This is a genomic window from uncultured Microbulbifer sp. (genome assembly GCF_913055755.1).
GTDB lineage: Bacteria > Pseudomonadota > Gammaproteobacteria > Pseudomonadales > Cellvibrionaceae > Microbulbifer.
In genome coordinates this window covers 15,013-28,356 of the sequence record NZ_CAJXKH010000049.1, presented here as the reverse complement: position 1 = coordinate 28,356, position 13,344 = coordinate 15,013, and the positions used below count along the sequence as shown (strand labels likewise).

Here is a 13,344-nt window from a genome sequence, read left to right as displayed (position 1 = left end):
GTACCCAGAAGCGTCTTGTGGACGCGTGGAAAATGTCGACGCCGGCTTCTACCAGCGGGGTCAGGAAACGCTTGAGCTCTTCCGGGCTGTGCGCCAGCTTCGCTTCGTAATCCTGCTGCTTCCACTGGGAGTAGCGCAGCACGATGGCGAAGTCCTCGCCCACCGCTTCGCGCACGGCTTTCACGATTTCCACCGCAAAGCGGGTGCGGTTTTCCAGCGAGCCGCCGTATTCATCGTCGCGCTGGTTGGTGCCTTCCCAGAAGAACTGGTCGATCAGGTAGCCGTGGGCGCCGTGGATTTCCACGCCGTCAAAACCCACTTCTTTGGCGGCCCTGGCCGCATCGGCGAACGCGCGCACCACGTCCTGGATATCCTGTTTGGTCATCGCGTGGCCGTTGGGCTTGCCGGGCTTGAACAGGCCGGAAGGGGAGTAGCCGGGGATGGATTTGTCGGGGCCCACGCCTTCCTGGCGTACCGCGCCTACGTGCCACAGTTGCGGGATGATCTGGCCTCCTGCCGCGTGGACTTCGTCCACTACCTTCTTCCAGCCGGCGAGTGCCTCGTCGCCGTAGATGGCGGGCACATTTTCATAGCCGTTGGCGGCCTTGCCGTCCACGAAGGTGCCTTCGGTAATGATCAGGCCCACTTCGCCCTCCGCGCGACGTCGGTAGTAGCCGGCGACCTGGTCGTTGGGCGCGTAGCCCGGGGAGGCCGTGCGGGTCATGGGGGCCATGGCCACGCGGTTGCGCAGTTTCAGGGATTTGTGCTCGAAAGGACGCAGCAGGCTGTCCAGGGTACCGCTCATAACACTCTCCAAAATCTCAGTATATGACTCTGCAGTAACGGTTGACCGGCCCGGCCTCACTGGTCGCTCCGGTCAGTTTGGTTGCGTTATGAAACTTTATTTGGTTTTTTAATGCAACCCTTTTCGCTTATACTGCATGCCATGACACGTAAACGATTTGACGATCTCGACTGTTCCATCGCCTGCGCCCTGAACGAGGTGGGTGACTGGTGGTCCCTGCTGGTAATCAAGCAGGCGATGCTGGGTACGCGCCGCTATGTGGATTTCCAGCAGAGCCTGGGGATTGCCAAGAATATTCTGTGCGACCGCCTTTCCCGGCTGGTGGAAAACGGGGTGATGACCCGAGTGAACGTGGCGGAGCACGGCACCCGCTACGAATACCGCCTGACCGAGAAGGGGCGCGATCTGTTTACCGTGATTGTGGCGTTGCGCCAGTGGAGCGAACGCTGGAATGGCAGCAAGGACACCATGCAGCTGGTGGAGCGGGCCAGCGGCGCGCCTGTTGCGCAGGTGGAAGTGCGGAGCGCCGACGGCAGTGCGCTGAGCGTGCGCGAGGTGTTGTTCGTGGGCGAAAACGGCGAGCCGCTGGAGCGGGCGGGCTGATTCCCTGCTGGCGGCCGTTTGCGCGCAGCCGCTTTATGGCTTTCCTTTTTTCACTCTCCGTTTTTTACCTTCCGCAGCAACTCCCAGTGGCTGCGCAATTCCGGCTTGTGCTGCTGGATTTCCTCATCTGACAATCCCTTCAGTTCGTGGGGGAATACCAGCCATTCATCGGTCTTGTGCAGGAAATAATCCGGCTCCTGGTCGGTGCAGTTGCGGTTGGGCTTGAAATAAGGGCAGGCGATACGGATTTGCGGGGTGTTCTTTTTGCACGCCTTGCGCAGGTCGCTGATGGCCTGCTGGATGCTGAGCCCGGTGTCGTATACATCGTCGACAATCAGCAGTTTCTGGTGGGACTCCACCCGTTTGATCAGGTAGGTGAGGCCGTGCACGATCACTTCCTTGCTGCGCTGGTCGACGCCGGTATACGACGAGGTGCGGATCGCGATGTGGTCGGCGTGGAAGCCGAGAAAATCGAACATCTCCTGCACCGCAATACCGATCGGGGCGCCACCTCGCCAGACGCCGACGATATAGTCCGGCCGAAAGTCGCTCTCGACCACTTTCATCGCCAGGGTAAAGGAATCTTCCAGCAGCGACTGGGCGGAAATGAATTGTTTCTCGTTCACGCGCTTACCTCGCTATGTCGGCGGTGAGTCAGATATTCAGGCTGCGGCCGCCGTCGACGGCAATCACCTGGCCGGTAATATAGGGGGCGTCCGCCACCAGGAAGCGCACGGTACGCGCAATGTCTGACGGGTCACCGCTGCGCTGTAGCGGGATACGCGCCAGTATCTGTTCCTTGTTATAGCCTTCACTCTCCTGTTCCGGCCACAGAATTGCGCCGGGGGCCACGGCATTGACCCGCACCGCCGGTGCCAGCTCGCGCGCCAGGCTTTTGCTCAACATGACCAGTCCCGCCTTGGCAGCGCAGTAAACGGTGTGCTGGGGCATGGGCTTGTCGCCGTGGATATCGGCGAGATTGACAATGCTGCCGCGGTGTTCGGCCAGCTGCGGCGCCAGGGCCTGGCTGAGGAAAAACGGCGCCTTCAGATTGCTGCCCATCAGCTCGTCCCACTGTTGCTCGTTTGCGGTGCCGATGGGGGTGGGGTAGAAGGCGGAGGCGTTATTCACCAGCGCGTCCAGCCTGCCGAAGGCGGCGACTACCTGCGTGGCCAGCTGTTCGCAGTCTTTGGCGCTGGACAGGGTGCTGGGGATCGCAACCGCCGAGTCCGCGCGTTGCCGGTTGAGCGTATTCACCAAGGCTTCCGCGGCCTCGCGGGAGTTGCGGTAGTGGATCACCACCCGGTGGTCGCGGTGCAGCTCCTCGGCAATGGCGCGCCCGAGACGGGCGGCGGCACCCGTGATCAGGGCGACAGGCAGAGCATTGTTGGCGGTGGCGAAAGGTGGTTGCGCAGACATGAAATTGCCTTGTCAGGAAAACCTGGCGGCAGCCGGGTGCCGCGGGCGGTCAGGGGTTATAGGTCTGTTTGAGTTTGGTCACGGCCCCGAGGCGGGCGCGGTCGAGGGCCTTGCCGAGCTCGGCCCCGGCAAAACCCTGCTGTATCAGTACCTGGGGGGATACGTTGGCGGCGGCATCGCGCGCTGCGCGCAGGAAGTCCATCTGCGGGTAGTCGCGATCTTCCAGGCCGAGGCGCCCGCGGGCATCGGCCTCACAACTGAGCAGGAACTGCTCGAATTTTCCCGGGTTGCGCAGGGCATCCAGCGCGCGCAGCAGCTTCATGATGGTCTGCGGGCGCAGCTCGAAAGCCCGGTGGCAGTGGAGGTGGTATTCACAAACCCCCAGGGACAGGGATTTGACCGGGTTCGGTACCCGCAGACGCTCGCACACGTCCCTGACCAGCGGCAGGCCGGCATCTTCGTGGCCGCGGTGGCTGGGCAGTACATGGTCCGGAGTGATGCCCTTGCCGAGGTCGTGCACCAGTACCGCAAAGCGCACCGGTAATTCTGCAGGTGCCTGGCGCAGCGCCCGGAGTACATGGTCCCCGGTATCTACCTCCGGGTGATGCAGTGGCGGCTGCGGCACCCCGAACAGGCAGTCTACTTCCGGTAGCAGTACCTTGAGCGCGCCACAATCCCGCAGCACCTGGATAAATATGTCCGGGCGCGGTTCCAGTAGGGCGCGGCTGATTTCCTTCCATACCCGCTCGGCCACCAGATGTTCCACTTCCCCTGCATCCACCATGGTGCGCATCAGCGTCATAGTCTCGGGTGCCACGGAAAAGCCCAGCGGGTGATAGCGGGCGGCAAAGCGTGCTACCCGCAGAATTCGGAGGGGATCTTCGGAGAAAGCCGGGGAAACGTGGCGCAAAAGTCGCGCTTCGAGGTCCGCCTGGCCGCCGTAGGGGTCGATGATTTCGCCGCCTTCGGATTCCGCCATGGCATTGACCGTGAGGTCGCGGCGCTGCAGATCCTGTTCCAGGGTGACTTCCGGGCTGGCGTAGACGGTAAAGCCGCCATAGCCGTGACCGCTCTTGCGCTCGGTACGGGCAAGGGCGTATTCCTCGGAGGTTTCGGGGTGCAGGAATACGGGGAAGTCTTTGCCCACGGGGCGGAAACCGAGATCGAGCATCTCCGTTTCTGTGGCGCCTACCACAACCCAGTCACGCTCGTGTATCGGGCGCTGGAGCAGCCGGTCGCGCACGGCGCCGCCCACCAGATAAGTCTTCACTGGTAATCCCCCGGTGTGGGAGTCGGGTTCGGAAATCTGCCTGGGATGTGGCCGGAAGCTGCCATAAATCCATTAAACCGGGCTGGTTCGCGGCTGAAAACAGGGCGAAAAATGAAAAATTTGAGCGCCGGCAAGATAAAAAAAAGGCCCCGAAAATACAAGGGGGCCCAGGGTCTTAGGGTATTTGTAGAGAGAAGACACCCAATAACTTCGTGTGCAGCAGAAGCCGGAGAATATCGACAGTTGAGGGAAAATAACCGCAATATCCCGGACGTTGCGCACATGTCGCTAATGCATATGTGAACATTCAACGACCTTGCGACCATTTTATTTAACCTGTCATACCTGTCAACCATGGATATCACGGTTTTATTGAGGGATGTCTCGATTAGTTCGTTAAACATATATAGGCATAGAATTAACGCCTGATTATTTGGTTTAATTCAGCATAATTAATAACTACAAGCGCGATTCGTGGGGGAAAGTAATAAAATGAGCGAAGTTCACGTGCTGACAACTGGTGAGGCTGCCCGCTATTGCGGGGTCAACTTCCGCACAGTTATCCGCTGGATTGAGCGGGGTCAACTTAAAGCCTACAAGCTCCCGGGGCGCGGCGACCACCGTATCTGTGTGGAAGACTTTGTCGGTTTTTTGCGCGATAACGCCATGCCGGTTCCGCCGGAGCTGGCCGCAGCCAGCCGCAAAGTTTTGATTGTCGCCAAGTCTCCACAGCTGGTTGCTGGTCGTCAGGCGCTGCAGCAGGCGGGTTGTGACGTGGAGCTGGCGACCGATAGTTTTTCCGCTGGCGCCCTGCTGGTAAGTGGCAAGCCGGGCCTGCTGGTGCTCGATACCAATGTTGAAGGTATCGATGGATTCCAGATTCTGGACATGATCCGCTCGCGCAGCGAATTTTCCGCGCTGACCGTTTTGCTGGTGTCCCCGGAAGGGGATGCTGAGCAGCAGCGCTGGCTGGATGCCGGGGCGGACGCGGTGATTCCGGCAAACAGTGAGCCCGCGGCCCTGGTTGGACGTGTCAACCTGATGCTGGACGCCTGATTGGCAAGCTGAGGCGTTGCTGGCGCGGCCGGGTGACCGGCCGTGCCGGCCTCAGATCGGCTTGGGTACCAACATAGATTCCTCTTCTTCCGAGCGATCGCGGCCGAGTTCCGGGCAGTGATAGCTTGCGGTAATTTCGTCTCCGTTCAGACTGTGCAGGTGCACGTCGAATCCCCACAGGCGGTGCAGGTGCCGCATCACTTCCACGGTATCCCGTCCCAGTGGGCGCCGCTGATGCTGGGTATGGTGCAGGGTCAGGGAGCGGTCGCCCCTGGTGTCTACGGAGAAGACCTGGATATTGGGTTCGCGGTTGCCCAGGTTGTACTGCCCGGCCAGTTTCGCCCGCAGCTCGCGGTAGCCGTCTTCATTGTGGATGGCGTTGACCACGATTTCCTTTTCGCGGTCGTCATCGGAAATGCAAAACAGTTTCATGTCCCGCATCACCTTCGGTGACAGGAATTGCAGAATAAAGCTTTCGTCCTTGAAGTCCCGCATGGCGAACTGCAGGGTTTCTTTCCAGTTGCTGCCGGCGATATCCGGGAACCACACCCGGTCTTCCTCCGTTGGATTCTCACAGATACGTCGCAGGTCAGAAAAAATACTGAAGCCCAGGGTGTAGGGGTTGATGCCGTTGTAATAGGGGCTGTCGTAGGGTGGCTGATAGATGACGCTGGTATGGCTCTGGAGAAACTCCAGCATAAAGCCGTCGGTCACCTTGCCGCGCTCGTACAGGCCGTTCATCAGGGTGTAGTGCCAGAAGGTAGCCCAGCCTTCGTTCATTACCTGGGTCTGGCGCTGTGGATAGAAGTACTGTGCCATCTTGCGCACGATGCGCACCAGTTCCCGCTGCCAGTTTTCCAGTAGCGGCGCATTCTTCTCGATAAAGTAGAGAATGTTTTCCTGGGGCTCGTCCGGAAAGCGGTGTACCGGGATATCTTCCTTGCCACCGTTCAGCTTGGGAATGGTGCGCCACAGGTCATTGAGCTGGCGCTGGCGATACTCTTCGCGCTCCTTCTGCCGGCGCTCCTCCTCATGTGCGGAAATCGGATACGGGCGTTTGTAGCGGTCGACACCGTAATTCATCAGCGCATGGCAGGAGTCCAGCAGTGCCTCTACCTCATCGACACCGTGCCGCTCCTCGCAGCGGGCAATATAGTTTTTCGCAAACAGCAGATAATCAATAATACTGCTGGCATCGGTCCAGCTGCGGAATAGATAGTTGCCCTTGAAGAAAGAGTTGTGGCCGTAACAGGCGTGGGCAATCACCAGCGCCTGCATTGCCATGGTATTTTCTTCCATCAGGTAGGCGATACACGGATTGGAGTTGATCACAATCTCGTACGCCAACCCCATGCGCCCGCGCTGGTAGTTGTTCTCCACACTGATGAACTGTTTGCCGAAAGACCAGTGGTTATAACCCACCGGCATACCCACCGATGAGTAGGCGTCCATCATCTGTTCAGAACTGATGACTTCTATCTGGTTGGGATAGGTATCGAGGCCGAAATCCTTGGCCAGCAGTGCGATTTCCCGGTCGTATTCCTGAATGAGCTCGAAGGTCCATTCGGACGTGGTGGAAATGGGCTGCTTTTTTTCTGCGGTGGTATCAAGCATCACACGGCAACCTTCTGGGTGAACAATTGGCGGAACACCGGATAGATGTCCTGTACATCGACAATCTGTTCCATGGCGAAGTGTTCCGGAAATACCTGCGCCACGCTCTGGTACTCTTCCCAGAGTGCCTGGTGGTCCCGCGGTGTGATTTCCACGTAGGAGTAGTACTGCACGTGGGGCATGATGTCGTTGATGAGTATTTTGTGGCAGGTACTGGAATCGTCGTTCCAGTTGTCGCCATCCGACGCCTGTGCGCCATAGATATTCCATTCGCTGGCCGGGTAGCGGTCGCGCATGATGTCGCGCATCATTTTCAGTGCGCTGGATACGATGGTGCCGCCGGTTTCCCGGGAGTAGAAAAACTCCTGCTCATCCACCTCCTTCGCGCTGGTGTGGTGGCGAATGAATACCACCTCCGTATATTCATAGCTGCGCTGCAGAAACAGGTACAGCAACAGGAAGAAGCGCTTGGCCATGTCCTTGGTGGCCTGGTTCATGGAGCCGGAAACGTCCATGAGGCAGAACATAACCGCTTTTGAACTGGGCCGCGGTTGTTTGATCAGCAGGTTGTACTTGAGATCGAAGTCGTCAAGAAATGGAATGCGGTTGACGCGACTTTTCAGGTCTTCGATTTCCAGGCGCAGTTGATTGATCCTGCGCTGGTCCCGCAGCGCGGAATCCTTGCTCTCCTCCTGCTCGAGTTCAGCTTCCAGCAGTTTCAGGTTGCGACGCTTGCCACCGGAGAGCGCAATCCGGCGCGCATTGGCGGCGCGCATTGAGCGCACGACATTGAGTCGCCCCGGACTGCCCTCGTTGCAGATACCGGCGCGCACCACGTGGAAGGAATCGTTCCCGGCAAGCTTGCGTTTGACCATGTTCGGCAGTTCCAGGCCCTCGAACATGAAGTCGAGGAATTCTTCCTGGGAAATCTGGAACACGAACTCGTCGATGCCCTCACCGCTATCGCTGGCACCACTGCCGCCACTGCCCTGGCCCTGTCCCTGGCCGGGTCGGGGGATTCTGTCACCGGTGATGAATTCCTTGTTGCCGGGCAGTACCTGTTCCATATGGCCGCCGCGGCCATTGGAGAAGATGGGTTCGCTGAGGTCGCGGGTGGGGATGCTGATCTTCTCACCCTTGTTCATGTCGGTGATGGATCGGCTGTTCATGGCTTCGCCCACAGCTTTCTTGATATGGGCCTTGTAGCGCCGTAAAAAACGTTGGCGGTTTACCGTGCTTTTCTTCTTGCCGTTCAGGCGGCGGTCGATGATGTAGCTCATTGTGTTACTGCCTTATGTTGCGGTTCCGCTGCGTAGCCTCGATCCTGCTGAGGTGGCAGCGCTGCCTCGGGCGGCAGCGCTTTCGCGTCGTATCCAGCAATCTATCTCGACGTGATACTTTCAAAATTCACCAGTTCCAGGGCCTCCACGGAAAAATTCAGACAACACTCCGCAGGGCCTACTGAGACTTGCGAACTCGCAAGTACCATTCTGAAAGCAGTCGCACCTGTTTCTCGGTGTAGCCGCGTTCCACCATGCGTGCGACGAAGTCCGCGTGCTTCTTCTGATCGTCGGCAGATGCCTTGGTATTGAACGAGATAACCGGCAGCAGGTCTTCGGTGTTGGAGAACATCTTCTTCTCGATCACCGCGCGCAGTTTCTCGTACGAGCGCCAGTCCGGGTTCTTGCCCTGGTTACCGGCACGGGCGCGCAGGACAAAGTTGACGATCTCGTTGCGGAAATCCTTCGGGTTGGAAATGCCCGCCGGCTTTTCGGTTTTTTCCAGTTCCTCGTTCAGTGCCGCACGATCGAGAATTTCGCCGGTTTCCGGGTCGCGGTATTCCTGGTCCTGAATCCAGAAGTCGGCGTAGGTGACGTAGCGGTCGAACAGATTCTGGCCGTACTCCGCGTAGGATTCCAGATACGCGGTCTGGATTTCCTTGCCGATAAAGTCCACGTAGCGCGGGGCCAGATATTCCTTGATAAAGCCCAGGTAATTTTCCTGGATTTCCGGGGGGAACTGTTCCTGTTCAATCTGCTGCTCGAGTACGTACAGCAGGTGTACCGGGTTGGCGGCTACTTCTGTGGGGTCGAAGTTGAACACCTTCGACAGGATCTTGAAGGCGAAGCGGGTGGAGAGGCCGTTCATGCCCTCGTCGACACCGGCGTTATCGCGATACTCCTGAATGGTTTTTGCTTTCGGGTCGGTGTCCTTCAGGTTTTCACCGTCGTACACCCGCATCTTGGAAAACACGCTGGAGTTTTCCGGGTTCTTGACCCGCGACAGTACCGAGAACTGGGCCAGCATGCGCAGGGTATCCGGTGCGCAGGGTGCCTTTGACAGCGAGCTGTGTTCCAGCAGCTTGTCGTAGATCTTGATCTCCTCCTGCACCCGCAGGCAGTAGGGCACCTTGACGATATAGATGCGGTCCAGGAATGCCTCGTTGTTGCGATTGTTGCGGAAAGACTGCCACTCGGATTCGTTGGAGTGGGCGAGGATGACACCGTTGAAGGGAATCGCACCCAGCCCCTCGGTGCTGTTGTAGTTACCTTCCTGGGTAGCGGTGAGCAGCGGGTGCAGCACCTTGATCGGCGCCTTGAACATTTCCACAAATTCCATCAGGCCCTGGTTGGCGCGGCACAGGCTACCGGAGAAACTGTAGGCATCGGGGTCATTCTGGGGGAAGTCTTCCAGCTTGCGGATATCGACCTTACCCACCAGGGAGGAGATATCCTGGTTGTTTTCGTCTCCCGGCTCGGTCTTGGCGATCGAAATCTGGTCCAGGATCGACGGGCGGATTTTTACCACCTTGAACTTGCTGATATCCCCCTTGTAGTCGTGCAGGCGTTTCACCGCCCAGGGGGACATGATGGTATTCACATAGCGGCGGGGGATACCGTAATCCTCCTCCAGGATTTGTCCGTCTTCACTGGGCGAGAACAGGGCCAGCGGGGACTCGAATACCGGCGATCCCTTGATCGCGTAAATCGGAATCTGCTCCATCAGTGCCTTCAGGCGTTCCGCCAGGGACGATTTGCCGCCGCCCACCGGACCCAGCAGGTAGAGGATCTGCTTCTTCTCTTCCAGTCCCTGGGCCGCATGGCGGAAGAAGGAAACGATCTGCTCGATGGCCTCTTCCATGCCGTAGAATTCACTGAACGCCTTGTAGCGCTTGATGACCTTGTTGGAGAAGATGCGCGAGAGTCGTGGGTCGCGGGAGGTGTCGACCAGCTCGGCCTCGCCAATGGCCATCAGCATCCGCTCGGCGGGCGACGCGTATGCGCTGCGGTCGTTCTTGCAGAGTTCCAGGTACTCCTGGATGGTGAGTTCTTCCTCCTGGATCGATTCATAGCGTTCCAGGTAGTGGTTGAATATCGACATGGTTTACGACTCCCTGTAGCGTACCGCGTCAGTAACTGGCCTCCTGCCGTGGAGTGCCGACTGCGCTGCAGCGTGGTGGTGACCGCGAATACATCCCGCAACGAATGCTGAAGAGCGCTGACGCGCGAGAACGCTATCTTTATTACCTATTTGATTGCGCGACGGTGCTGCTGTCGCAACAGGGGGCCTGCTATCAGGTCCCGCACTTTCAGGATAGCCACCGCAGTGACCTTCAATGCCGGATACACACAAGATGGGTAGAATTGAGCGTCAGTTTTGCTAAACGCTTCCAGGGCGTAAAATGCGTCACATATTTTTTTGGCATGCTGCTGGCATGGGCTGCAAGTGTCACTAGATGACCAAAGTGGCGAAATTCACGACATAAAGACGATCTTGAAAGGAAGATAATGAAAGTTCTGGTAACTGGGGGCGCCGGCTATATCGGCAGTCACACCTGCGTCGAGCTGCTCGAAGCGGGATTCGAGCCCGTTGTGGTGGACAACCTCTGCAACAGCAGTGCCGAAGCCCTGCAGCGGGTGGAAGCAATCACCGGCAAGGCGGTGACCTTCCACCAGGTGGATATCACCGATGCGGATGCCCTGCGGGAAGTTTTTCGTGCGCACTCCGTTGAGGCGGTGATTCACTTTGCCGGCCTGAAGGCGGTGGGGGAATCAGTTTCCCAGCCTTTGCGGTATTATCAGAATAATGTTGCCGGCACCCTCACCCTGTGCGAGGTGATGGAGGAGTTTACCGTGCGCCAGCTGATTTTCAGCTCGTCGGCCACGGTTTACGGCGATCCGGCCAGTGTCCCCATTCGCGAAGATTTTCCCACCGGCGCCACCAATCCCTACGGCGCCAGCAAGCTGATGGTGGAAGATATCCTGCGCGATCTGTGCAAGGCCCCGGGCAATGAATGGAAGGTGAGCCTGCTGCGCTACTTCAACCCCATCGGCGCGCACCGCAGCGGCACCATCGGCGAAGACCCCGCCGGTATTCCCAACAACCTGCTGCCCTATGTGGCCCAGGTTGCCGTCGGCCGCCTGCCACAGCTGCAGGTATTTGGTGACGACTATCCGACCCCCGACGGTACCGGGGTGCGCGATTACATCCACGTGGTGGATCTGGCCCGCGGCCACCTGGCAGCGCTGAACAAGTTACAGAATTCCGGTACCGAAAACGGCTGCTACACCTACAACCTGGGTACCGGCCGCGGCAGCTCGGTGCTGGAAATCGTGCGCGCCTTCGCCGAGGCGGCGCAAAAGGAAATCCCTTTCAATATTGTTCCCCGCCGCCCGGGGGATATCGCCGAGTGCTACGCCGATCCGGCGCATGCGGAGAAAGAATTGGGATGGACAGCGGAATACGATCTGCAGCGGATGGTGGAGGATACCTGGCGCTGGCAGTCGCAGAATCCTCAAGGGTACAAGGCTTAGAAAAATATTCGGCGCGGTGTGGGGTTGGTTTTCAAATTGTCGGCCCTCGGCCGCCACCATACTACCAACAGAGTTCATCATTGGGCGGGCTACAGCGTGCAGTCCGCGCAGAAAAAGCTCTCGTCCTCCAGTCGCATGGCGGTGAGATATCCCCCCCACACACACCCCGTGTCCAGTGCATATACATTCCTGGTATTCGCCTCGCCCTCCAGCGCCGCCCAGTGCCCGAAAATTACCCGATCGTTTTTGGTTTTGCGATCCTTGTAGCTGAACCAGGGTTTGTAGTCGTGGTGTGCTGCCAGCGGTCCCTGTTTGGTGACCAGGTCGAGGGTGCCGTCTGCCTTGCAGAAGCGCATGCGGGTGAAGTAATTGGTGATGGAGCGAAGGCGCTCGACCCCGATCAGGTGGTCGCTCCACAGGTGCGGTTCGTTGCCGTACATGCCGAAGAAAAACGCTTCCGCCATCACCGGGTCCTGCAGGGCGTGATGGACTTCCCCGGCCAGCTCCAGGGCCTTGCTCATGCTCCAGATGGGCGGGATGCCCGCGTGCACCATGGAGAAGAAATTGTCTCCGACCTTCCTGTGCACCATCAGTGGCTGTTTCTGCAGCCAGCCCAGCAGTTTGTCCGCATCTTTTGCCCGCAGTACTTCTGCCAGGTCGTGTTCCTTGTCGGTCAGGCGTTTGGCTCCGTGGGCGAGGGCGAGGAGGTGCAGGTCGTGGTTGCCGAGAACCGCGGTGATGTGGCTACGGTGTTCGTACAGGAAGCGCAGGGTGCCGAGGCTGTCGGGGCCGCGGTGTACCATATCGCCCGCCAGCCAGAGTCTGTCCCTGTCCGAATTGAAACGGATTTTTTTCAGTAACTGCTGGAAGGGTTCGAGGCAGCCCTGGATGTCGCCGATTGCATAAGTAGCCAAAAGTCCGCCCCGTTACTCTGTATCTGCCGATGGGGCCAGGGTGGTGCAGTAGTCGGCCAGTTGCACGTATTCCTGCACGCTGAGTGTTTCCGGACGGCGGCTGGTATCCACCGGCAACTGCGTGACATCCAGGTCGGGGAATAGCGGCTTCAGTGCGTTGCGCAGGGTTTTGCGGCGCTGCTGGAAGGCGACGCTGACGATGCGCTCCAGCAGCTTTTCATCCCTGGCGGGATACGGCAGCGTCTGGTGCGGGATCAGTCGCACGATGGCGGAATCCACCTTGGGTGCCGGGCGAAAGGACTGCGGCGGTACCGGGAAGAGCCCCTGCACGCGGCAGAAATACTGGGTCATGACGCTCAGGCGGCCAAAGGATTTTGCTCCCGGTACCGCGCTGAGGCGGTCCACCACCTCTTTCTGCAGCATGAAGTGCATGTCCTGGATCTTGCCGCGGAAACTCAGCAGGTGGAACAGCAGTGGGGTGGAAATGTTGTAGGGCAGGTTGCCGACGATGCGCAGCTGTTCCCCTTCCTTCACCAGGCTGCCGAAGTCGAACTTCAGCGCATCCTTTTCGATGATGGTGAAGTCCGGGTAGTCGCGGAATTTGAATTGCAGCATCGGGATCAGGTCCCGGTCTAGCTCCACCGCGGTCAGCGACGGACAGCGGTCCAGCAGCAGGGCGGTAATTGCGCCCTGGCCGGGGCCGATCTCCACCAGCTTGTCGGTGTCCTTGGGGCCGATGGCGCGCACGATGCGCTCGATGATGTTCTCGTCTACGAGAAAGTTCTGGCCGAAACGCTTGCGCGCCTTGTGTTGGAAAAAATTGTCCATGAATTCGTGTTCGCTTGAAGG

At 58.8% G+C, this 13,344-nt stretch carries 12 protein-coding genes; 3 read left to right on the top strand and 9 right to left on the bottom strand.

From position 1 onward, the window contains the following. The coding region (locus QZ511_RS09855; RefSeq protein WP_295802141.1) for a 12-oxophytodienoate reductase at window positions 1–805 on the bottom strand (805 nt) is incomplete at its 3' end. 141 nt (window positions 806–946) lie between these two features. Between QZ511_RS09855 and QZ511_RS09850 the strand changes: the two genes are divergently transcribed. Then, window positions 947–1,408, top strand: coding sequence for a helix-turn-helix domain-containing protein (locus tag QZ511_RS09850; RefSeq protein ID WP_295802140.1), 462 nt, complete (start codon window positions 947–949; stop codon window positions 1,406–1,408). Window positions 1,409–1,458: 50 nt separating this feature from the next. On the opposite strand, the gene QZ511_RS09845 is transcribed toward QZ511_RS09850, so the two are convergent. The 3 genes from QZ511_RS09845 to QZ511_RS09835 are packed head-to-tail and all read right to left on the bottom strand — an operon-like array spanning window position 1,459 to window position 4,097. Further along, window positions 1,459–2,034: a phosphoribosyltransferase gene (locus QZ511_RS09845; protein ID WP_295802139.1), complete on the bottom strand. Its 576-nt coding sequence runs from the start codon at window positions 2,032–2,034 to the stop codon at window positions 1,459–1,461. A 28-nt stretch (window positions 2,035–2,062) separates the two neighbouring features. Continuing rightward, complete coding sequence (locus QZ511_RS09840; protein WP_295802137.1) at window positions 2,063–2,827, bottom strand: pteridine reductase; 765 nt, start codon at window positions 2,825–2,827, stop codon at window positions 2,063–2,065. 49 nt (window positions 2,828–2,876) lie between these two features. Then, entirely contained in the window at window positions 2,877–4,097 is a 1,221-nt protein-coding gene (locus QZ511_RS09835) for a multifunctional CCA addition/repair protein (protein ID WP_295802135.1), read from the bottom strand. A gap of 492 nt (window positions 4,098–4,589) precedes the next feature. Between QZ511_RS09835 and QZ511_RS09830 the strand changes: the two genes are divergently transcribed. Next, window positions 4,590–5,153 (top strand): response regulator, encoded by a 564-nt coding sequence (locus QZ511_RS09830; RefSeq protein ID WP_295802133.1) that lies wholly within the window; start codon window positions 4,590–4,592, stop codon window positions 5,151–5,153. A gap of 51 nt (window positions 5,154–5,204) precedes the next feature. On the opposite strand, the gene QZ511_RS09825 is transcribed toward QZ511_RS09830, so the two are convergent. The 3 genes from QZ511_RS09825 to QZ511_RS09815 all read right to left on the bottom strand — a co-directional run bounded on the left by QZ511_RS09825 (window position 5,205) and on the right by QZ511_RS09815 (window position 10,148). Continuing rightward, complete coding sequence (locus tag QZ511_RS09825; RefSeq protein ID WP_295802131.1) at window positions 5,205–6,767, bottom strand: SpoVR family protein; 1,563 nt, start codon at window positions 6,765–6,767, stop codon at window positions 5,205–5,207. Continuing rightward, window positions 6,767–8,047, bottom strand: a complete 1,281-nt coding sequence (locus QZ511_RS09820) for a YeaH/YhbH family protein (RefSeq protein WP_295802129.1) — start codon at window positions 8,045–8,047, stop codon at window positions 6,767–6,769. Before QZ511_RS09820 ends, QZ511_RS09825 begins: the two co-directional genes overlap by 1 nt. Before the next feature lie 178 nt (window positions 8,048–8,225). Then, complete coding sequence (locus QZ511_RS09815; protein ID WP_295802127.1) at window positions 8,226–10,148, bottom strand: PrkA family serine protein kinase; 1,923 nt, start codon at window positions 10,146–10,148, stop codon at window positions 8,226–8,228. A gap of 407 nt (window positions 10,149–10,555) precedes the next feature. On the opposite strand from QZ511_RS09815, the gene galE reads away from it, so the two are divergent. Beyond that, window positions 10,556–11,581 carry a UDP-glucose 4-epimerase GalE gene (galE, locus tag QZ511_RS09810; RefSeq protein ID WP_295802125.1) on the top strand — a complete coding sequence of 342 codons (1,026 nt, stop codon included), beginning with the start codon at window positions 10,556–10,558 and terminating at the stop codon, window positions 11,579–11,581. An 89-nt stretch (window positions 11,582–11,670) separates the two neighbouring features. Here the strand turns inward: galE and QZ511_RS09805 are convergent, their stop codons facing one another. Beyond that, window positions 11,671–12,495 carry a symmetrical bis(5'-nucleosyl)-tetraphosphatase gene (locus QZ511_RS09805; RefSeq protein ID WP_295802123.1) on the bottom strand — a complete coding sequence of 275 codons (825 nt, stop codon included), beginning with the start codon at window positions 12,493–12,495 and terminating at the stop codon, window positions 11,671–11,673. Window positions 12,496–12,507: 12 nt separating this feature from the next. Further along, window positions 12,508–13,323 (bottom strand): 16S rRNA (adenine(1518)-N(6)/adenine(1519)-N(6))-dimethyltransferase RsmA, encoded by an 816-nt coding sequence (gene rsmA, locus QZ511_RS09800; RefSeq protein ID WP_295802122.1) that lies wholly within the window; start codon window positions 13,321–13,323, stop codon window positions 12,508–12,510. Window positions 13,324–13,344 lie beyond the last annotated feature (21 nt).